Annotated in this window: 22 protein-coding genes; 6 read left to right on the forward strand and 16 right to left on the reverse strand. The window is 72.3% G+C overall.

The genetic code is table 11. The annotated features are described in order from the left end of the window. Window positions 1–22: 22 nt before the first annotated feature. Together ACIGWZ_RS11805 and ACIGWZ_RS11810 are read right to left on the reverse strand one after the other, a co-directional pair. Window positions 23–628 (reverse strand): DNA-3-methyladenine glycosylase I, encoded by a 606-nt coding sequence (locus ACIGWZ_RS11805; RefSeq protein ID WP_400063347.1) that lies wholly within the window; start codon window positions 626–628, stop codon window positions 23–25. After that, a complete protein-coding gene (locus ACIGWZ_RS11810; protein ID WP_400063349.1) occupies window positions 625–1071 on the reverse strand; it encodes a DivIVA domain-containing protein in 447 nt (148 codons plus the stop codon). The genes ACIGWZ_RS11805 and ACIGWZ_RS11810 overlap by 4 nt, the downstream gene beginning before the upstream one ends. Before the next feature lie 92 nt (window positions 1072–1163). Here ACIGWZ_RS11810 and folP point away from each other — a divergent pair, with 92 nt between their 5' ends. Beyond that, window positions 1164–2024 (forward strand): dihydropteroate synthase, encoded by an 861-nt coding sequence (gene folP / locus ACIGWZ_RS11815; RefSeq protein WP_400063351.1) that lies wholly within the window; start codon window positions 1164–1166, stop codon window positions 2022–2024. 8 nt (window positions 2025–2032) lie between these two features. Here folP and ACIGWZ_RS11820 read toward each other — a convergent pair whose 3' ends face one another. Together ACIGWZ_RS11820 and dapE are read right to left on the reverse strand one after the other, a co-directional pair. Beyond that, window positions 2033–2782: a TIGR00730 family Rossman fold protein gene (locus tag ACIGWZ_RS11820; protein ID WP_400063353.1), complete on the reverse strand. Its 750-nt coding sequence runs from the start codon at window positions 2780–2782 to the stop codon at window positions 2033–2035. Between the two features lie 121 nt (window positions 2783–2903). Continuing rightward, complete coding sequence (dapE, locus tag ACIGWZ_RS11825; protein ID WP_400063354.1) at window positions 2904–3995, reverse strand: succinyl-diaminopimelate desuccinylase; 1092 nt, start codon at window positions 3993–3995, stop codon at window positions 2904–2906. A 40-nt stretch (window positions 3996–4035) separates the two neighbouring features. Here dapE and ACIGWZ_RS11830 point away from each other — a divergent pair, with 40 nt between their 5' ends. Further along, a complete protein-coding gene (locus tag ACIGWZ_RS11830) occupies window positions 4036–4965 on the forward strand; it encodes a heavy metal transporter (protein ID WP_400063356.1) in 930 nt (309 codons plus the stop codon). Window positions 4966–5266: 301 nt separating this feature from the next. Continuing rightward, entirely contained in the window at window positions 5267–5668 is a 402-nt protein-coding gene (locus tag ACIGWZ_RS11835) for an ATP-binding protein (protein WP_400063357.1), read from the forward strand. A gap of 77 nt (window positions 5669–5745) precedes the next feature. On the opposite strand, the gene dapC is transcribed toward ACIGWZ_RS11835, so the two are convergent. Further along, window positions 5746–6843, reverse strand: coding sequence for a succinyldiaminopimelate transaminase (dapC, locus tag ACIGWZ_RS11840; protein ID WP_400063359.1), 1098 nt, complete (start codon window positions 6841–6843; stop codon window positions 5746–5748). A 167-nt stretch (window positions 6844–7010) separates the two neighbouring features. After that, window positions 7011–7331 (reverse strand): ferredoxin, encoded by a 321-nt coding sequence (fdxA, locus tag ACIGWZ_RS11845; protein ID WP_033319951.1) that lies wholly within the window; start codon window positions 7329–7331, stop codon window positions 7011–7013. A 140-nt stretch (window positions 7332–7471) separates the two neighbouring features. Here fdxA and ACIGWZ_RS11850 point away from each other — a divergent pair, with 140 nt between their 5' ends. Together ACIGWZ_RS11850 and ACIGWZ_RS11855 are read left to right on the forward strand one after the other, a co-directional pair. Then, window positions 7472–8500: a GNAT family N-acetyltransferase gene (locus tag ACIGWZ_RS11850; RefSeq protein WP_400063360.1), complete on the forward strand. Its 1029-nt coding sequence runs from the start codon at window positions 7472–7474 to the stop codon at window positions 8498–8500. Window positions 8501–8514: 14 nt separating this feature from the next. Continuing rightward, complete coding sequence (locus ACIGWZ_RS11855) at window positions 8515–9375, forward strand: transglutaminase-like domain-containing protein (RefSeq protein ID WP_400063362.1); 861 nt, start codon at window positions 8515–8517, stop codon at window positions 9373–9375. 91 nt (window positions 9376–9466) lie between these two features. On the opposite strand, the gene ACIGWZ_RS11860 is transcribed toward ACIGWZ_RS11855, so the two are convergent. Further along, entirely contained in the window at window positions 9467–10576 is a 1110-nt protein-coding gene (locus ACIGWZ_RS11860) for a PP2C family protein-serine/threonine phosphatase (RefSeq protein ID WP_400063364.1), read from the reverse strand. A gap of 67 nt (window positions 10577–10643) precedes the next feature. Then, window positions 10644–11279 carry a response regulator transcription factor gene (locus ACIGWZ_RS11865; protein ID WP_400063366.1) on the reverse strand — a complete coding sequence of 212 codons (636 nt, stop codon included), beginning with the start codon at window positions 11277–11279 and terminating at the stop codon, window positions 10644–10646. A 180-nt stretch (window positions 11280–11459) separates the two neighbouring features. Between ACIGWZ_RS11865 and ACIGWZ_RS11870 the strand changes: the two genes are divergently transcribed. After that, window positions 11460–11810: a hypothetical protein gene (locus ACIGWZ_RS11870; protein ID WP_400063368.1), complete on the forward strand. Its 351-nt coding sequence runs from the start codon at window positions 11460–11462 to the stop codon at window positions 11808–11810. A gap of 129 nt (window positions 11811–11939) precedes the next feature. Here the strand turns inward: ACIGWZ_RS11870 and ACIGWZ_RS11875 are convergent, their stop codons facing one another. The 8 genes from ACIGWZ_RS11875 to ACIGWZ_RS11910 all read right to left on the reverse strand — a co-directional run bounded on the left by ACIGWZ_RS11875 (window position 11940) and on the right by ACIGWZ_RS11910 (window position 19929). Further along, the gene (locus tag ACIGWZ_RS11875) at window positions 11940–12335 is read right to left on the reverse strand and encodes a hypothetical protein (protein WP_400064399.1); all 396 of its coding nucleotides are present in this window, start codon (window positions 12333–12335) and stop codon (window positions 11940–11942) included. Between the two features lie 116 nt (window positions 12336–12451). Continuing rightward, window positions 12452–13693 (reverse strand): sensor histidine kinase, encoded by a 1242-nt coding sequence (locus ACIGWZ_RS11880; RefSeq protein ID WP_400063370.1) that lies wholly within the window; start codon window positions 13691–13693, stop codon window positions 12452–12454. Further along, window positions 13690–14427, reverse strand: coding sequence for an ABC transporter permease (locus tag ACIGWZ_RS11885; RefSeq protein WP_400063372.1), 738 nt, complete (start codon window positions 14425–14427; stop codon window positions 13690–13692). The genes ACIGWZ_RS11880 and ACIGWZ_RS11885 overlap by 4 nt, the downstream gene beginning before the upstream one ends. Next, a complete protein-coding gene (locus tag ACIGWZ_RS11890; protein ID WP_400063374.1) occupies window positions 14424–15413 on the reverse strand; it encodes an ABC transporter ATP-binding protein in 990 nt (329 codons plus the stop codon). The genes ACIGWZ_RS11885 and ACIGWZ_RS11890 overlap by 4 nt, the downstream gene beginning before the upstream one ends. A 209-nt stretch (window positions 15414–15622) precedes the next feature. Next, window positions 15623–17794 carry a hypothetical protein gene (locus ACIGWZ_RS11895; protein ID WP_400063376.1) on the reverse strand — a complete coding sequence of 724 codons (2172 nt, stop codon included), beginning with the start codon at window positions 17792–17794 and terminating at the stop codon, window positions 15623–15625. 215 nt (window positions 17795–18009) lie between these two features. After that, window positions 18010–18531, reverse strand: a complete 522-nt coding sequence (locus tag ACIGWZ_RS11900) for a DUF6113 family protein (protein WP_400063378.1) — start codon at window positions 18529–18531, stop codon at window positions 18010–18012. Continuing rightward, the gene (gene mshB / locus ACIGWZ_RS11905; RefSeq protein WP_400063380.1) at window positions 18528–19568 is read right to left on the reverse strand and encodes an N-acetyl-1-D-myo-inositol-2-amino-2-deoxy-alpha-D-glucopyranoside deacetylase; all 1041 of its coding nucleotides are present in this window, start codon (window positions 19566–19568) and stop codon (window positions 18528–18530) included. The genes ACIGWZ_RS11900 and mshB overlap by 4 nt, the downstream gene beginning before the upstream one ends. 166 nt (window positions 19569–19734) lie before the next feature. Continuing rightward, complete coding sequence (locus ACIGWZ_RS11910; RefSeq protein ID WP_046926170.1) at window positions 19735–19929, reverse strand: hypothetical protein; 195 nt, start codon at window positions 19927–19929, stop codon at window positions 19735–19737. Window positions 19930–20056: the final 127 nt, after the last annotated feature.

The following is a 20056-nucleotide window of genomic DNA, read 5'->3' on the forward strand; positions in this document are numbered from 1 at the left end:
CGGGCCGGGCCGTCCGCCCGACTCAGCCGGCCGCCGCCTCCACCTTGCGACGGACGTGACAGTCCGCCAGATGGTCGTTGACCAGACCGCACGCCTGCATCATCGCGTATGCGGTCGTGGGGCCGACGAAACGGAAGCCGCGCTTCTTGAGGTCCTTGGCGAGCGCCGTGGACTCCGGGGTCACCGGTTGCAGATCGCCGAGGGTGTGCGGCACCGGGCGGCCGGCCCGGTCGGGGGCGTAGGACCAGATGAGGGCGTCGAGCTCGCCGGGGGCCAGCTCGGCGGCGACCTTGGCGTTGTTGACGGTTGCGGCGATCTTGAGGCGGTTGCGGATGATGCCGGGGTCGGCGAGCAGCCGCTCGGCGTCCGCGTCGGTGAAGCGTGCCACCGCCGCGATCCTGAAGTCGGCGAACGCGGCCCGGAAACCGGAGCGGCGGCGCAGGATCGTGATCCAGGACAGCCCGGACTGGAACGCCTCCAGGCTCATCCGTTCGAAGAGCGCATCGTCCCCGTGGACCGGCAGGCCCCATTCGGTGTCGTGGTACTCGCGGTAGTCGGCCATCTTCTCCGACTCCATCCCCCACGGACAGCGCGGGACGCCGTCCGGAGCCGTCACCACACCGCTCATGCCCGCCCCTCGCCTTCTTCTCGGTCTTCTTCGTCGTCGGAATCCGCGGCGGCACCCGGAGCCTCGGTGCCGGTCCGCGTGTCCTTCGCCGGGCCGGCGCCGGTGTCCCGTATCAGCCCGGGTCCGCCCATCGCGGCGGCATGCGCCCCGGCCAGCGTCGCCTCCAGTTCGGCGATCCGGGCGTCCCGCTCGGCCAGCTCGGCGCCGAGGCGGTCGAGGGCGTCGTCGACGTCGTCCATCCGGTAGCCGCGGACGGCCACGGGGAAGCGGACGGCCTCCACGTCGGCGCGGGCGAGCGGGCGGTCCGCGGGCAGCGGGTCGTGCAGCCGGTCCGGCTCGGCGTCCCGCAGCCCGCCGCCTTCGCCGCCGTCGCCCCCGCCCACCACGACGAGGGTGACCGCGGCCACCACCACGACCATCGCGATCAGCAAGAACCAGAACACGAGCGACTCCCCGAACTATGTGTCTGCACTGATCGTGCCATGCGGGTCCGACAGTTAGGGTCGCTCCCGGACCACGAAGAGGGAGTCAGGGAATGCTGCGGCTGGGAAATCGCGAGTTCGGTGCGCATGAGCCGGTGATCATGGCCATCGTCAACAGGACCCCGGACTCCTTCTACGACCAGGGGGCCACGTTCCGCGACGAGCCCGCGCTCGCCCGGGTCGAGCAGGCGGTGGCGGACGGCGCCGCGATCATCGACATCGGCGGCGTCAAGGCCGGTCCCGGCGAGGAGGTGAGCGCCGAGGAGGAGGCCCGCCGCACGGTCGGCTTCGTCGCCGAGGTGCGCAAGCGCTTCCCCGACGTGGTGATCAGCGTCGACACCTGGCGGCACGACGTCGCCGAGGCGGTCTGTGAGGCCGGCGCGGATCTGCTCAACGACGCCTGGGGCGGCGTGGATCCGGCGCTCGCCGAGGTCGCGGCGCGGTACGGCACCGGCCTGGTGTGCACCCACGCGGGCGGCGCCGAGCCGCGTACCCGCCCGCACCGGGTGACGTACGACGACGTGATGGCCGACATCCTGCGGGTGACGCTGGGACTGGCGGAGCGGGCCGTGGAGCTGGGCGTGCCGCGCGAGGGGATCCTGATCGATCCCGGGCACGACTTCGGCAAGAACACCCGGCACAGCCTCGAGGCGACCCGCCGCCTGGGCGAGATGGCGGAGACCGGCTGGCCGGTGCTGGTCTCCCTCTCCAACAAGGACTTCGTCGGCGAGACCCTGGACAAGCCGGTCAAGGAGCGGGTGCTGGGAACCCTGGCGACCACCGCCGTCTCGGCCTGGCTGGGCGCCCAGGTCTACCGCGTCCACGAGGTCGCCGAGACCCGGCAGGTGCTGGACATGGTCGCCTCGATCGCCGGCCACCGGCCCCCGGCGGTCGCCCGCCGGGGACTGGCCTGAGCCACCCCCTAGATGCCGGCCTCCTTGGTCACCAGCGCGATGGCTTCGTCCACATCGTCGCTGACGTGGAAGAGCTCCAGGTCGTGCGCGGAGGCCTTGCCCTGGGCGATGAGGGTGCCGCGCAGCCAGTCGATCAGGCCGCTCCAGTAGGCCGACCCGAACAGCACGATCGGGAAGCGGGTGACCTTGCGCGTCTGGACGAGGGTGAGCGCCTCGAAGAGCTCGTCCAGGGTGCCCAGACCGCCGGGGAGCACCACGAACCCGCGGGCGTACTTCACAAAGCACGTCTTGCGGACGAAGAAGTAGCGGAAGTCGACGCCGAGGTTCACGTACGGGTTCATGCCCTGCTCGAAGGGCAGCTCGATCCCGAGGCCGACGGAGACGCCGCCGGCCTCACTGGCGCCCTTGTTGGCCGCCTCCATGGCGCCGGGCCCGCCACCGGTGATCACCGCGAAGCCGGCTTTCACCAGGGCCGCGCCGATGCGCACCGCGGCGTCGTACTCGGCGGAGTCCTGGGGCGTCCGGGCGGAGCCGAAGACGCTGACGGCCGGGCCCAGCTCGGCCAGCGCGCCGAAGCCCTCGACGAACTCCGACTGGATGCGCATCACACGCCAGGGGTCGGTGTGCACCCACTCGGAGGGCCCTTCGGAGTCCAGCAGCCGCTGGTCCGTCGTGCCCGGCTGCACCTGGTCGTGACGGCGCAGTACGGGACCCAGCCGCTGCTCCTCGGGGGTCGGTGCTCCCTCGGGGTTGGCCATGACGTGCTCCCTCCGCTGACAGATCGTTGCTGCTTCAGCGTAGATCCACGGACGTGACGCGGAAGGGAATTCGGCCGGTATACGGGCAGGCGGCGGGCCGTCGGGAGGCGGCGGCCGGGGCTCAGCCGGTCAGCCAGCTGCGCAGCCGCTCCTCGCAGTGCAGGATCCGGTCGACCTCGACCCGCTCGTCCTTCTTGTGCGCGAGCAGGGCGTGGCCGGGGCCGTAGTTGACGGCGGGGACGCCGAGCGCGCTGAAGCGGGAGACGTCGGTCCAGCCGAACTTGGGCATCGCGGTGCCGCCGACCGCCTCCATGAAGGCCGCGGCCGCCGGGTGGGACAGACCGGGCAGCGCCCCCGGGGCGTGGTCGTCGACGACGAACTCGTCGACCGGGCAGTCCGCGAAGACCTCCCGGACGTGGGCGAGCGCCTCCTCGGGGGTGCGGTCGGGCGCGTAGCGGAAGTTGACGGTGACGGTGCAGGCGTCGGGGATGACGTTGTTGGCGACGCCGCCCTCGATGCGGACGGCGTTGAGGCCCTCGCGGTATTCGAGGCCGTCGATCGTGGTGCGGCGCGGCTCGTACGCGGCGAGCTTGTCCAGGAGGGGGGCGGCGGCGTGGATGGCGTTGGCGCCCATCCAGCTGCGTGCGGAGTGCGCCCGCTCGCCCGTGGTGCGCAGCAGGACGCGCAGGGTGCCCTGGCAGCCGCCCTCCACCTGGCCGTCGGAGGGCTCCAGGAGGACGGCGAAGTCGCCGACGAGCCAGTCGGGGTGGGCGTCGGCGACCCGGCCGAGGCCGTTGAGGTGGGCGGCGACCTCCTCCTGGTCGTAGAAGACGAAGGTCAGGTCACGGTTGGGCGCGGGCACGGTGGCGGCCATCCGCAGCTGGACGGCGACCCCGGACTTCATGTCGCAGGTGCCGCAGCCCCACAGGACGCCGTTCTCGTCGAGCCGGGAGGGGACGTTGTCGGCGATCGGCACGGTGTCGAGGTGTCCGGCGAGCACCACCCGCTCGGCGCGGCCCAGGTTCGTCCGGGCCACGACGTTGTTGCCGTACCGGTCGACGGTCAGGTGCTCCAGCGCACGCAGGGCGTGCTCGACGGCGTCGGCGAGGTCCTTCTCGTCGCCGCTGACGGACGGGAAGTCGACCAGCTGCGCGGTGAGCTGGGCGGCGTCGAGCGACAGGTCGAGGGCCGGGTGGTGTGCGGAGTGCTCCATGGGGCCGACCCTATCCGGAGCACTCCAGTACCGTGGGGCCGTGTCTGCCCAGTCCAAAGCCCCCACCTCCCGTAAGCGCCTGTGGCGTATCGCCGCGGCCATCGCCGTACTGATCGGGCTGGCCGGCTATCTGGTCGTGCAGTACGTCACGGGCGGCCCCGGTGCGCCGCACTGCCTGGTGCAGGCCGAGGGCGACGACAAGCCGTACGAGCTGAGCCCCGAGCAGGCCGCGAACGCCGCGACGATCTCGGCGGTGGCGTCCTCGCGCCGGCTGCCGGAGCGGGCGGTGACGATCGCGCTGGCGACCGCCATGCAGGAGTCGGGGCTGCGCAACATCGACTTCGGCGACCGGGACTCGGTCGGGCTCTTCCAGCAACGGCCGTCCCAGGACTGGGGCACCGTCAAGCAGATCATGGACCCGGTCTATTCGGCCGGGGAGTTCTACACGCACCTGGCGAGGGTGCCCGGCTACTCCCGGCTGCCGCTGACCGTGGCCGCGCAGAAGGTGCAGCGCAGCGGCTATCCGCAGGCGTACGCGAAGCACGAGGCGAACGCGGCGCGGCTGACCGGGGCGCTGACCGGCCGCGATCATGCGGCGATGGTGTGCAGCCAGAGCCGCCCGGTGGACGGCAGGACCGGCGGCGGCGCGAACCTGCGGGAGAAGCTGGTGCGGGAGTTCGGGCCCGAGGTGCTGCCGCGGACGGCCGGGGGCGGGGGCCGGGCGGCGGTCGGTGAGCGCAGCGTGACGGTGCCGGTGCAGCGGGACGGCGCGCGGGTCGGCGGCGACGGTGCGCGGCGCGGCTGGGAGCTGGCGACCTGGGCGATGGCGCACTCCGCGGAGCTGCGTATCGAACAGATCTCTTACGCCGGCCGTATGTGGTCGGCGGCCGATTCGGGGAAGGGCTGGCAGAAGAAGCCGGACGCCTCCGGGGCGGGCGCCGACGCGGTCCGCATCGTCACCGCGCACTAGTCCGCCGGGTCGCCCGAAAGGGGCACCGGCGCCAATTCCCTTTTACCGAACGGGAGTTGTCGGGCGGGCACCGCTCATTCCGGCAATTCCGTTGCGCCGGAAGAGCCGTGACGTTTCCGCACGCCCGCATGCGGCGCACATATTGCCCACCTTCACCAGGGGCCGATTATGTGACGCGTTACCAACTCTTTACCTGAGTTCACCGCAACCTTCGGGGGTCTGACGCGGTAGTCAGTGCGTCCGCCCGGCGGACATGGCACATCTGTCAGAAGTACGAGTCCCTCTCCGTAAAAGGAGCACCATGTCCCTCCCCGTTACGCGTCGGATCGCCCGAGCCGCCCTGCTCGTTGCCGCAGGTGCCGCTCCTGTGGTGGCGGCGGCCGGCTCCGCCGAGGCCGCGGCGCCCAAGGCGCCCGACCTGGGCGGAGTGACCGCCCTGGACAGCGCGGCGAAGACCGGCGTCGGCGTGGTGAACGAGCTCGGCAAGCAGACCGCCACGACCGTCGCCCCGGCGCTGGCCAAGGCCGCCGGCACGGTCGCCGCGAAGGCCGCGCCGCTCTCGCAGGCCGGTGCCCACAACGCGGAGCGCATGGCCCGCGGGGTCGCCAAGAAGGGCATGTCGACCAACGCCATGGCCCCCGAGGCGGCCCGGGGCGCACTCAGCCACGCGCACGGCCTGATCGGCGGCATGCCGATCGGCTGACGCTTTTGCGCCACGCGCCGGGGCCCGGGGAGATCGCTCTCCCCGGGCCCCGGCGCGTGGTCGTCCTCGGCCGCGCTTCACTCCGCCAGGCGGCGCACCGCGGCGTCCACCCGCTCGTCGGTGGCGGTGAAGGCGATCCGTACGAAGCGCTCGCCCGCGGACCCGTAGAACTCGCCGGGGGCCACCAGGATGCCGCGCTCGGCGAGTTCGCCGACGGTGTCCCAGCAGGGCTCGTCGCGGGTCGCCCAGAGGTAGAGCGAGGCCTCGCTGTGCTCGATGCGGAAACCGGCCCCCTCGAAGGCGGTGCGCAGGGCGGCGCGGCGGCGGGCGTAGCGTGCGCGCTGCTCGGCGACATGGGCGGTGTCGCCCAGCGCGGCCACGGTGGCGGCCTGGACGGGCGCGGCCACCATCATCCCGCCGTGCTTGCGGATCCCCAGCAGCTCGCCCAGGACGGCGGCGTCACCGGCGAGGAAGGCGGCGCGGTAGCCCGCCAGGTTGGAGCGCTTGGAGAGCGAGTGGACGGCGACGATGCCGTCGTAGGAGCCGCCGCAGACGTCCGGGTGCAGCACGGAGACCGGGTCGGCCTCCCAGCCCAGCTCCAGGTAGCACTCGTCGCTGAAGATCAGGACGCCGTGCTCGCGGGCCCAGGCGACGGTGCGGCGCAGCTCGTCGGCGGTCAGGACCCGGCCGGTGGGGTTGGAGGGCGAGTTCAGCCAGAGCAGCTTCAGACCGGCCGGGTCCAGGTCGGTGGGCTCGTCGTAGGCGACGGGCTCGGCGCCGGCCATCCGGGCGCCCACCTCGTAGGTGGGGTACGCCAGGCGCGGGTAGGCGACCTTGTCGCCGGCGCCCAGGCCCAGCTGGGTCGGCAGCCAGGCCACCAGCTCCTTGGAGCCGACGATCGGCAGCACATTGGTGTGCGCCAGGCCACGGGCGCCCAGGCGCTCGGTGGCCCAGCCGGTGAGCGCGTCGCGCAGCGCGGCCGTGCCCCACACCGTCGGATAGCCGGGGCTGTTCGCCGCGTCGGTCAGGGCCTGCTGGATCACCGCGGGCACGGGGTCGACCGGGGTGCCGACCGAGAGGTCGACGATGCCGTCGGCGTGCGCGGCGGCGGTGGCCTTGTACGGCTCCAGCCGGTCCCAGGGGAAGACAGGGAGGCGGGATGAGACTGCGCCCACTATCGGTGCTCACTTTCTCAGGCGGGGTGACGCGGGGCCGGCGGCGCAGAAATGCCTCGGCCCCGTACGGCATCAGGGCCGTACGGGACCGGGCGGCGCCGTGCGACCGCTGTCGACCTCGAAGGGGGGAGGGAGCGGACGGGCGCCCTCCCGGTCCCCCGGGGGTATTACTGGTTCTGCGGCGGCAGCTCTGCGATGAAGGGGTGGTCGCGCTCGATCAGGCCGAGCTTGCTGGCGCCACCGGGCGAACCGAGCTCGTCGAAGAACTCCACATTCGCCTTGTAGTAGTCCTTCCACTCTTCCGGAGTGTCGTCCTCATAGAAGATCGCCTCGACGGGGCACACCGGCTCACACGCACCACAGTCGACACATTCGTCCGGGTGGATGTACAAGGACCGGGAACCCTCGTAGATGCAGTCGACGGGGCACTCCTCGATGCATGCCTTGTCCTTGACGTCGACACAAGGCTGCGCGATGACGTAGGTCACGCTGTCGTTCCTCCTCAGTAGGGCCGGCGGTCCGTTAGGCAGTACCGCCGCTGGGCGCGCGGGAGCGCGGCGTCGTCGATGCCCGCCACCTAGTATCTCCGTTCCCGGGCACGAGACGAACAAGAGGGGCGGGAAGAGCGATGGAATTCATGGCCGGCGGTCGCGTGGAAGTCCGGATCACCCTTGCTGACGTGGGGAAAAGGGTATCCGTTCGGCGCCTGACCGGAGGCGGCCCCGGGGAGGCCGCGTTCACCGACGCGGTCGGCGTTCTCACATCCTGGGATGCGGGTGTGCTGAGCATCACACGGCGCAGCGGCGAGACCGTACGGATCGATGAGGCGTCGCTGATAGCGGGCAAGGTCGTGCCCGCCGCACCGGCACGGCGCAGGGTCCCGGCCGCCACGACCCGCGAACTCCAGCAGGTGGCGGCCCGCGGCTGGCCCGCCGTCGAGACGGAACGCCTCGGGGAGTGGACGCTGCGCGCATCCGGCGGCTTCACCCGGCGGGCCAACTCCGTCCTGCCCCTGGGCGACCCCGGTCTCCCCCTGGACGCGGCGCTGGAGCGGATCGGCCGGTGGTACGGCGCCCGCGGGCTGCCGCCGACGATCGTGGTCGCCACCGGACGGGCGGACGGCGACGAGGCGCTCGCCGCGGAACTGGACCGGCGCGGCTGGACCGCCGAGCGGCACACCTCGGTCCGGATCGCCGCGCTGGCGCCGCTCGCCGACACCGACGCTCCCGGGGGCGCCGCCCCCCGCGTCGCCCTGTCCCGGGAGCCCGCCGCGCAGTGGCTGGCGCTCTACAACCGGACCGGGGACGGCAGCGGCCCCACCGCGGACGCGCTGAAGGTGCTGACCGGCGGGCCCTCGGTGTGGTTCGCGACGGTGCCGGCTCCGGACGGGAGCGCCGCGGCGATCGGCCGGGTGGTGATCGACGGCCGCTGGGCGGGCTTCGCGGCCGTGGAGGTGGCCCCCGCGCAGCGGCGCCAGGGGCTGGCCACGCTGATGATGGCGGCACTCGCCCAGCGGGCCCTCGACGAGGGTGCCTCGGCCGCGTATCTCCAGGTCGAGGCGGACAACGACGGGGCCCGCGGGCTCTACGACCGGCTCGGCTTCGCCGACCACCACGGCTACCACTACCGGCGCGCGCTGCCCGGCGCCGCGGGCTGAACGGGATCCCTGCCATGCCCAAGGAACCGGAGCCGGAGGCGGACGGCACGCGCGCCGCGCGACGGCGGCAGTTCGCCGAGGCCGCCCGCGCGGAGAAGCCCGATCTGGCACTGCTGTGCCTGCTGATCGCCGCGGAGGCCGACCCGGCGCTGGGCGAGGCGGGCATCGACGAGGCCCAGATCGAACTGGACCGGCTGGCCGGGATGCTTCCGTACGCCCCCACCGGAGGGCCCGGCGCCTGGGCGCGCAATCTCGCCGAGCTGCTCGGCACCCGCTGCGGCTTCGCCGGCTCGCCCGCCGACTACCGGCGGCTGGAGTCCTCCCTGCTGCACGAGGTGCTGCGCCGCCGCCGGGGGCTGCCGATCCTGCTGTCGGTGGTGTGGACGGAGGTCGCGCGGCGGGCCGGGGCCCCGGTGTACGGGGTGGCGCTGCCGGGCCATTTCGTCGTCGGCTTCGGCGATCCCCACGGCGCGCATGTGCTGGTGGACCCCTTCGCGGGCGGACGGCCGCTCGGCGAGGGGGATGCGGCGCTGCTGGTGCGGGGCGCCACCGGCGGGGAGCTGACCGAGCGGATGCTCACGCCCGCCGATCCGCTGGAGATCGTGCTGCGGATCCTCAACAACATCCGGGCCTGGGCACAGGCACGCCCCGAGCACAGCGCGGTACAGCTGTGGGCGCTGGACCTGTCGCTGCTCCTGCCCAGCCATCCGGCGCGGCTGCGGCACGAGCGGGCCCAGCTCCTCGTCCAGCGCGGGGATTTCACGGCCGGGGCGGATGAGCTGGAGGAGTACGCGCGGGTGATGGAGGCATTCGATCCGGCCGCCGCCACCGCGATCCGGCGGCAGGCGGCGGCGGCCCGCGCCCTGCTCAACTGACGGAGCGGGGCCTGCGCCTCGGGGCCTGCGCCTCGGGACGTGCGCCTCGGGACGTGCGCGAGGCCGACGGCCTCGGGCCGTGCAGGAGGCTTCAGGGAGAGCCGGGATCCTCGGCCCGGGTGGGCGCGCTGCGGTGGACGATCAGCGCGGTGGCATCGTCCTTGAGGTCGCCGCCGGTGAAGGCCTCCAGGTCGGCGCGCAGGGTGCGGGCCAGGTCGGCGGGCGACAGATGGGTCCAGGCGGCCAGCCGCTCGCGCAACGGGTAGAAGGCACCGTCCTCGCCGCGTGCCTCGGTCACCCCGTCGGTGCACAGCACGACCCAGTCGTCGGACCGGGGGCGGACCCGTACGCTCCGGCGCGGCTCGGCGTTCAGCGTGCCCAGTCCCAGCGGCAACCCCCCTTCGCCGTCGCTGCGCTCGTACACCACCCCGTCGCGCACCAGGTAGTACGGGATATGGCCGCAGGAGAGCACCCGGCCCTCGTCCGGCCCGCGCGCTTCCATCAGCAGCGCCGTCACAAAGCGCTCGTCGGTGCCCTGCTCGGCGGAGCGGGTGTTGTAGCGGGTCAGCGCATGTTCCATGCGTCCGGCCACCGATTCCAGGGAGTCCTGGTGCTGGGCGGCCTCCCGGAACGAGGCGAGCACCTCCAGGCCCGCGCCGATGGCCGGCATGCCCTTGCCCTGGACGTCGCCGATCATCAGCCGCAGCCCGTGCGGGGTGTCGACGGCCTCGAAGATGTCGCCGCCGACGCGGGCGCCCTCCTGGGCGGAGACATAGAAGCCGTCCGCCTCGACGGGCCCGGCGCGCAGCGGCAGCTCGCGCAGCACGGCCCGCTGCACCGCGTCGGCGACCAGGCTCGTCCGGGCGTGCAGCGCCTCACGCTCCAGCCTCGTACGGCACAGCACCAGCGCGAAGACGGCCGCCAGGACCGCGCCGAAGATCCCGACGGCCCGGCTCGCCGGGGCCCAGTCGGGCACCGTCAGGAGGTCGACGTAGGTCAGGCACCCGACGTAGACGGCCGCCACGACGACCGTCCAGCGGTACGAGCAGCGCAGCGCGGCCACCAGCGGGGCGATGCCCAGGAAGCCGGAGATGTGCAGCTCCGGGCCGGTCGTCGCGTCCACTACGACGAAGATCGCGATGGCGAGGATCAGCAGGAGGGCGGCGCGGCGGCCACTCTCCGGCGGACGGGTGTGCGGCATAACAGTTCAAGCCTGCGCGAGATGGGGCGGCGGTGCACAGGGACGAAGGTCCTCTGGTGGCCGGGCCCTACAGCCAGCCCTTGTCGCGGGCCGTGCGGACCGCCTCGGCGCGGTTGCGGGCGTGGGTCTTCTGGATGGCGAGGGAGAGGTAGTTGCGGACCGTGCCCTGGGAGAGGTTCAGGGCGGCGGCGATCTCGGCGTTGGTGGCGCCGTCGGCCATCCGCAGCACCTCGCGCTCCCGTTCGGTCAGCGGGCTGGCGCCGTCGGCGAGCGCGGCCGCGGCCAGGGCCGGGTCGATGACCCGCTCGCCGCGCAGTACGCGCCGTACGGCATCCGCGAGCCGGGCCGCCGGGGCGTCCTTGACCAGGAAGGCGTCGGCTCCCGACTCCATGGCGCGGCGCAGATAGCCGGGGCGGCCGAAGGTGGTGAGGATGACGATCCTGACGGCGGGGAACTCGTCCCGGAGCCCGGCCGCCGCGTCCAGGCCGCTGCCGCCGGGCATCTCGATGTCGAGCAGGGCGACGTCCACGGCATGGGCGCGGGCCGCCGGGAGGACCTCGTCGCCGCGGGACGCCTGGGCGACGACCTCCAGATCGGGTTCGAGGGACAGCAGGGCGGCCAGCGCCTCGCGGACCATCGACTGGTCCTCGGCGAGGAGGAGTCGTACGCGATTCACGGCTCGCTCGCCGTCCGGGTCCATCATTCGCTCAGGGTAGCCAGGACGGAGCGTCGCCCGGGAGTTGACGCAGGAGAGAGCCGTCACGGTGAATCCGGCGGTCAAAGAGAGTGAATACGGGGACGGGCCGCCGTTCAAGCTTGGCGGAGGGGGGCTTGCCCGATAGCAAGACTGCGGCTTACCAACCGCGAGGGGCAGGACCACACAGTGAAGAATTCGGCACGCACCAATCATTTGATCGCAGGTGTCTGCGGGGTGCTCATGGCGCTGGGCGGGGCGACGCCCGCTCTGGCGTGGGGCGGGTACGACGACATTGGCGGTTCGGCGAACGGCGACACCTGGATCGAGATGAACTCCAACCTGGTGTGCCGGCACCGAGCCAGGGTGTGTATCAACGGGCCGGTGAACAGCGGAAACCTCAGGAATGCGCAGAACATCTACATCGGCGGCTCGGCAAGCAACAGCGGCAGCCCGACCAACACCAACGGGACCTCCGACTCCGGCAACACCGCCAACGGGAATGAAGCGGGCAGCGAGAACAACGAGCAGAAGCTCTAGGCCTGCTCCGGGCCGAACCTCGTGGCGCGTGTGCACGCAGCGCTGACGGACACACGCCTCCGCCCCCGCGACGTAACGGGGGCGGAGGCGGTTTGTTGGCTATTCGGCGGAATTTTCAGTGGTGCTTTATCAGTGGGGGAACCCTCCGAGGAGCCGCTGAATATTGTTTTCACTGCCCGCTTCATTCCCCGATGCGGAATTGGCGCTATTGGTGGAACCATTGGCGCTGCTGAGATTTCCGCTGTTGCTCGGATTCCCGCGGTTGATGAAGTTCCCACTGTGCAGGCTGTTACCGCTGCGCACCGGACCATTGATACAGGGGTGCGGCGACTTGACTTGCGGCGATTTGTAATTGAAGTCGGCCAGCCGGTTGTCACACATGACATTGGAAACCATGCCGGTCACATCGGCCAGATCGGCGCCCACCGCGGCCTCGAGCAGGGAAGGATCCGGGGTCTGCGCCTCGGCCGTTCCGGCGGCGAGCAGCATCACACCGCATGCCCCGATGACACTTCCCGCCTGAATAAGTCTTCTCACGGCGCTCCTAGCCTTCGTCCTGGTGGATGTCAGACATATCGTGCTGCCGATGTCCGTGCGCCACGCCGTCGAACCGCAGAAACTCAAACCCTCGTCGGGGAATTTCAGCCATGTGGCCCAACGGTTCCGGCGGCCGTACCGGTTACGCCGCCGCCGGACCGTGCCGAGCCGCCCAGGGGTACATAGGCCCTCAGGGCGAAGCCGCGGCCCTGCGGTGCGGGACCGGTCTCCAGGCGGCCGTCGGCCAGCGCAAGGCGTTCGCGCAGGCCGCTGAGGCCGTTGCCGTCGTGCAGGGCGCGGGGCGGGCCCGTGCCGTCGTCGAGCACCGAAAGGCACAGATAGCGGCGCTCGTCGGACTCCCACTCCTCGGTGAGCAGCAGCTCGCAGTGGCGGGCGCCGCTGTGCCGTAGGACGTTGGTGGCCGCCTCGCGCAGCGCCCAGGCCAGCGCGCCCTCCTCGACGGTCGCGAGCCCATGCCGCCCGCTCTCCAGGGCCGGGTCGACGCTGACCTCGACACCGGCCGTACGGAGCGCCGCGCACACCCCGGCCAGTTCGACGGCGAGCCGCGGCCGGCGGTATCCGGTGACCGCCTCGCGGACGTCGACCAGCGCCTGCCGGCTGACCCGCTCGATGTCGGCGACCTGCTGGGCGGCGTCGTCCGGACGGTCGGGCAGCATCCGCCCGGCCAGCTCGCTCTTGAGGGTGATCAGGGAGAGGGAGTGGCCGAGCAGATCGTGCAGATCGCGGGCCAGGCGCAGCCGCTCCTCATTGGCGGCGAGGCGGGCGACCTCCTCGCGGGCGACGCGCAGTTCGGCCATCGTGCGGATCAGATGCTGCACCCCGATCATGGCAAAGCCGCTCAGCAGGCAGGGCAGGGCGTAGGAGAAGAGATAGATGCGCACATCTTCGTAGCGCAGCCCGATGAGGATCAGCGCGGCGGTCAGCGCCGGGATGACCCACCGCGACAGGGAGAAGGGCAGCGTCACCGCGGCGGCGACGCAGACAAAGGTGAAGAGAACCAGCCAGTTGGGGCCGAGCGTGGAGGACAGCAGTACGGCGAGCACCGCCAGGAAGACCAGCAGCCAGCGCACCAGGCTTCCGCGCGTCGGCAGATGGATCATGTGCCGGAAGACCACGGCGAAGTAGCCACCGACGAAGACGATGAGCCCACTCCAGCCCAGCGCCTCGTCGGCCGCGGACATCCTGCCGTCGAGCAGCTGTCCGACGGGACCGGCCAGGTAGAGGAACCAGACGGCGATCCATGCGGCCTTGCTCAGCGCCTGCCTGCGGTTACGGGGGGCCGTCCCGATCATGACGGGGCTCCGCTCGGCCTCCGGCTCGTTCATGCCTTGCGGGTGTCCTTCCGGTAGAGCCAGGCCGCGCCACTGGCGAAGACCAGCAGATAGCCGGCCAGAATGGCCACGTCCTTCAGATGCGGTGCGCCGCCGGCCTCGACCGCGGTGCCGAGCGCGGCGTACGCATGCGTCGGCAGCCACTCCGCTATGTTCTGCACCCACTCCGGCAGGATCGTCAGCGGCATCCACAGGCCGCCGAGGAACGCCAGGCCGAAGTAGAAGAGCATCGCGATCGGGCGGACCGCGTCGCCGGTGGCCATATAGCCGATGGCGACGCCCAGCGCGGCGAAGACGAAGCTGCCGAGCCAGGTGCCGACCGCGATGGTGATCCACTGCCAGGCCTCGAGCCGTACGCCCTTGACCGCCGCGGCGACGATCAGGACCAGCAGGATCGAGGGCAGGCTGACCGTCGCCGCCGCGCCGATCTTGGCGGCGACATAGCCGCGGCCGGGCAGGGCCGTCAGCCGCAGCTGCCGCACCCAGCCCTTCTCGCGCTCCTTGGCGATGCGCTCGCTGTTGCCCAGCAGGACGGCCGTCATGGCACCGAATGCTGCCATGGAGACCATGAAATAGAGCCCCATGTCCAGCTTCATACCGGGGATCGGCTTGCTGTCCGCGCCGCCGGCGATGATCAGATACAGCACCGGCGGATAGATCACCGAGAAGAACATGAACTTCTTGTTGCGCAGCGCGCGGACGATCTCCAGCTTGATCAGGGTGCTCATCGGGCCGCCTCCTCGGCGGTGGTGGGGGTCGCGTCGGATGCCGTGGTGAGGGCGATGAAGGCCTGCTCCAGGCCGAGGCCGGAGACCTCGAGATTGCGGGGGTAGGCGCCGAGGCCGTAGAGCGCATGCACGGTCGCGTCGGCGTCCTGGGACCGGATGCGGACCGTGCGCCCGGAGCCGGACCCGGCGTCGGACACGGACAGGGAGGTCAGGAACGGCAGGCCGGACAGCGCCTCGCGGTCGATCGGCCCCTCGAGGTCGAAGGTGATCCGGCGGGCGCCGGCCCTGGCCTTGATCTCGGCGGCCGTGCCGTCGGCCAGCACCCGGCCGCGGTGCAGAACGATCACCCGGTCGGCGATCTCGTCGGCCTCTTCGAGGTAGTGGGTGGCGAAGAGGACCGTACGGCCCTGCTGGGCCTGGCTGCGCATCGTGCCCCAGAAGGTCCGGCGGGCCGAGACGTCCATGCCGGTGGTCGGCTCGTCCAGCACGATCAGGTCGTTGGCGCCGGCGGTGGCGAGGGCGAAGCGCACCCGCTGCTCCTGGCCGCCGGAGAGCTTGTCGACGAGGCGGTCGGCGATGTCGGTGATGCCGGCGGTGGCCATGATCTGGTCGACGGGATAGCCGCGCGGATGCAGATCGCGGGCGAGCCCGATCAGCTCCTTGACCTTGACGCCCTCCATCAGGCCGCCGCTCTGCAGCATCGCACCGACCTTGCCCTGCTCTATCGCGCGCTGCGGGGTCGTCCCGAAGAGCGAGAGGCTGCCGGAGTCGGGGCTGCGCAGCCCCAGGAGCAGGTCGAGGGTGGAGGACTTGCCCGCACCGTTCGGCCCGAGGAGGGCGACGGTCTCGCCCCGGTGCAGCTCCAGGTCCAGATCGGCCACCGCGCGCACCGCGCCGTAGCTCTTGCTGACCCCTCGGAAGCTGACCACGGGCGCCGGACCGGCGGCCTGCGCGGCGGTGGCTTCGGTGGTGGCTGTCGTCGTCATGCCTTTGAGCTTCCGGCATGCGCGGGCCGCGCGGCAGTGTCGTGTGTAGCCACTCCGTCATGACAGATGTCATGGGTGAGGCCCCCTAGGGGATTCCCTGAGGAATCGCCCCGAGGGGGCCTCACCTGCGCTTCTGCACGGGACGACGCGCGCTCGCCCCGCACCGCGACGGGCGGTCGCCGTCCCCGGCCCCGGTCACGGGGCATCGGTCACGGAGTGTCGGCCCCGATCGTCTGGACCCGCTCGGCGGGCGTGCGGCCCAGGAGCGCCTTGCCCACCGTGCTCGCCACCATGTTGACGCTGACCGGCTTCTTGACGCCGCTGCCCGTCGTGACCAGCACGCCGTCGAACGTGTCGCCGTAGAGCTGCTGGAGGGCCGGCAGGTCGTACTTCAGCGTCAGCTTGCCCTCGGGGTCGGGCGTGATGGACAGGAACTTCGGGATCGACTTCTCCGGGCTGAAGGAGACCTGGTGGCCCGCCGCACGGACCGTCACCAGGCCCGACATCGCGGGCTCGGCGAAGAGCTTCATCGCCTTGTCCACCGCGGCCTTGCCGACCTTCGGCTGCTGGGTGGCGGCGGCCAGCACGACGGGGGTGTCGGTGCCCGTCGAGGCGCGGTCGCGGTAGGCGTCGGAGACCTTGGTCTTGGACGCTCCGGTGTCGACCGACTTGTACGGGACGCCGTAGTGCGGCACCGCCTTGCCGTTCTCGAAGGTGATCCCGCCGTCCTTGGTGGCGCTCGCGGAGCCCGCCACGTTCTGCAGCGCGACCCCCAGCTTCTCGTCGTCGACGATCATCTTCGGCTGGGCGACCCGGGTGCCCCCGAACAGCGAGCCGATGACGGAGACGGGGTTGTAGTCCCGTCCTGCCGCGTTACGGACCGTGGCCTGCAGGTCGATGTCCAGACCGGCCTGGGCGGGCTGGAGCGTGACGGACTTGCCGGCGACGGTGAGCTTGAGCGGCGCGGTACGCCGCTCCCCCAGCTCCTTTTCCAGCTGCTTGACGGCGTCGTCCTTCGCCATGCCGCCGATGTCGACGCCGAGCGCGGTGGTGCCGTTGGGCACGTCCGCATGGTCGAGCAGCAGACCGGCGCCGTACGCGACGCCGACCAGGGCCACCAGGCCGACGCCCACCAGGACGATCTTGCTGCGGCCCTTCTTGGGCGGCTTGATCGGCTCGGGGATCTTGCGGCGCGGCGGCGCGGGGGCGGCGCTGTCGTCACCGTCGGCCGGGCCGGACGCGAACGGCGACGGGGCCGAGGGGCCGTCGGAGACCGTCGGGATGCCACTGACCAGGGTGTCACCGGACACCCGGCCGCCGGGCACGCCGTCGCCCGCGCCGACGGCACCGGGCACGCCGCCCTTGCGGCCGCCCTTCCTCGCGGCGCCGGGCGCCGCGGCGGCCGCGCTGCCGGGCAGCCCGCCCGAGATGCCTCCGGCGACGCCGATGCCGCTGCTCGGGCCCGCCAGCGGGGGCGCCGGGGGCTGCGGGGTGAGCTCGGCGGTGTCGTCGGGCCTGCCGGGCGTGCCCCCCGTCACGGGGTCGCGGAAGCCGGGCGGGAGGCCCAGCACGCTGTCGCCGCGCGCGGGGCCGGTCGTCGGGCCGCTCGGGGGCGCGGGGGTGTCGGCCGCGCCGCCCATCGGGGAGTCGAAGGGGCTGTGCTCGCGCGCGGCCCCGTCGAACGGCGAACCGCCGCCGTGCGCGGCGCCGTCGAACGGGGAGCCGCCGAACGGCGCGCCGCCCTGGGACGCACCCGTGTCGAACGGCGAACCGCCTTGCGGGGCCCCGGTGTCGAACGGCGAACCGCCGCCCGGCGCGGCCTGGCCGTCGGAGAAGTAGGGCAGATCGGGACGCTGCGGGGGATTCGCACCCGACGGGGCGCGCGGCGGCGTCGCAGCCGGGGGGACGGGCGGCGCCGCGTGCGACCCGGTGCTCGACGATCCGCCGCCGGCGCCGGCCTGCGGCTTGCGCGGGGCGAACCAGTCGCTGGTCTTCTCGGCGGGGCCGCCCGCGGGCGGTGCGTCCGCCGCCGGGGCCTCGGGCCGCGGGGTGTTCGCGGTACGTTCGCCGGCCCGTTCGGCGCCGGGTGCGGGACGGGGCGCGCCCCGGGATCCGGCGGGGCCGCCGGGTGCAGCCGATGCGTTCATGCCGGACTCCTCACCGACGGGCTTGCGCACGACGACCGGCGGGATGGGGCGGGACCCCGGAATGTTGATCTTGATCCGCGTCGTCAGCGTGGTCTCGGTCTTCGGCTCCTCCGGCTGGGCCGTGGCCTCGTCGGCGTCTCCCCCGGGCGAGCCGTACGGCTGCGTGCCCGAGGGGTACGCGGCTCCGCCGCGGCCCTGGGGGCCGGAGGACGAACTGTCAGATTCACGACTCAAAGCAGGTTCTCCCGGTTGGCTCCGCCGCTCGTCAGAGATGATTCCCGGGCTCGGGCCGGGAGGTGCCCCCAGGGCGGCGCGGCGGCGCGCACCACCATACTGTCCGCCGCCGATGGACACCCGAAGAGCGTACGAAGACCGCTGGCACGGGCGAACCCCCTGCACCCGAATCGTTCAGCGGGCACCGCGCGGCATCCGTCCCGTTATGGACCACGTCATCCGCCAACTCGGCCGTACGGTACGCCCGTAGCCCGCCGCATTGCGACGGTGGCGCAGATCACAGCCAGAAGGCTGCCGCCGCCCAGGAAGAGGTACGAACTGATGCCGGCGCCGAACAGGAAGTCACCCTCCGGCCGGACGTTGCCGAGCAGCAGGACCAGCGCCACCAGCCAGCCCGCGCCCGGGATCAGGGCGCCGGCCAGGGTGCCGGTCGCGGTGACCCCGCCGTAGAAGAGCCCGCCGATCCCGGCCAGGGCCAGCAGCAACCCGCCCGGGAACCACGCCGCTTGGACGAGCGTCCCGGCGAGCGCGACCAGCACCCCCGCGACCAGCAGCAGGACATATATGCCGATCCTGCCCGGTGTCACCGGCGCGGACATCCCGTTGGCGGGCCGCGGCGGCGAGGGGCGCGCGCCGGAGCCGTTGCCGCCGCCCGCCCGCGACCGCTGGGCACCACGGGCCCGGTTGGCCCCGTTGGCCCCATTTCCTGCGGCGCTGCCGCCCTTTCCGGTACTCATTCCGCGGCCTCCTCGGTCCGGACGCTCTCGTCCCGTTCCCCGCCGACGGCGATTCCCGCGAAAAGGTCGCGCTCGCGCTCGCCTTCGGGGACACCCGGCTCGCCGTGCACCAGCTGATAGTGCTCGCTGCCGAACAGCGGCTGCCCCAAGTCGTTGGAGAGCGCGAAGAACGGCCCGTCGACCGCGATCTGGGTGTAGTGGGCGCGCATCGCCGCGGTCTTGGCGGCGGCGTGGTCCGGACCGCCGCTGATGGAGGCCGTGACATCCGCGTCCGGCACCACGCCCGGGACGTCGTCCACGGCGGCGATCCCGGGGAAGCCGACGCCGGCGGCCGTCAGCCGGGCGAAGCCCTCCTCCACGACCGAGCGGGGGTTGCAGTTCCAGTAGATCTTCTCGATCGCGTACGCCGCGCCCAGATCGGGCCGGAACGCCGCCTGCCCGGCGAGCTCCGCGCCCCGCATCGCGACGCGGTGTGCCTGGATGTGGTCGGGGTGGCCATATCCGCCGTTCGGGTCATATGTCACCAGGACCTGCGGGCGGATCTCGCGGACGACGGCCACCAGGTGGGCGGCGGCCTCGTCGAGATCGGCCTGCCAGAAGGCATGGGGCCGGTCGTTCTGGGGGGCGCCCATCATTCCGGAGTCGCGGTAGCGGCCCGCCCCGCCGAGGAAGCGGTGGTCGGTGACGCCGAGGGCCGCCATGGCGGCGGCCAGCTCGCCGACGCGGTGCGCGCCCAGGGCGTCGTCGCGGTCGGGCGCGAGATGGGCGAGCTCGGGCGGGATGACCTCGCCCTCTTCGCCGAGTGTGCAGGTCACCAGCGTGACCAGCGCGCCCTCGGCGGCGTACTTGGCCATGGTCACGCCATTGTTGATCGACTCGTCGTCCGGGTGCGCATGCACCAGCAGCAGACGGCGGGCGGGGAGGTCACTGCGCTGCGCCGGGGGTCCCCCCGGACGAAGGCCGGGCGCTTCTCCGCTGGGGCCGGTGGTGGGCTGGGGGCACCTCCCAGCGGTGGCTGGGCGAGGGTGGGCGGTCATACGGACAGCCTACGAGCCGCCCGTCCCGCCTTCAGCATGCGATTCCCGTTGCCGTCGATACGCCCGATCGGGTGATGGGCACCCGGCGGCTCCCCCTCGGACGGCCCCGGTGCCGTGCCGAGCACTCGGCGCGCGATGCGGCCCAGCGCTCGGCAGGCGGGGCGTTTCAGAACTTGATGTTGCCGAGCATGCTGGCGACGTTCGTCGTCAGTTGCTTGACCGTCGGGGCGATGGACGAGCTGGCCAGATAGAAGCCCAGCAGCATGCAGACAAACGCATGCGCAGCCTTCAGCCCGGACTTCTTGACAAGCAAGAAGACGATGATCGCCAGCAGCACCACCGCCGAAATCGAGAGTGCCACGGCGGCTCACCTCCAAGTACGCACGGACCGGACAGAGTTCACGGCACACGAACCGCCTCGACGGCCCGCACACCGGGGTATGCCATGGGCTCTTTACCCCGTACCCACGACGCGCAAGGGATCATAA

This window comes from Streptomyces sp. NPDC053427 (assembly GCF_044544985.1).
GTDB lineage: Bacteria > Actinomycetota > Actinomycetes > Streptomycetales > Streptomycetaceae > Streptomyces.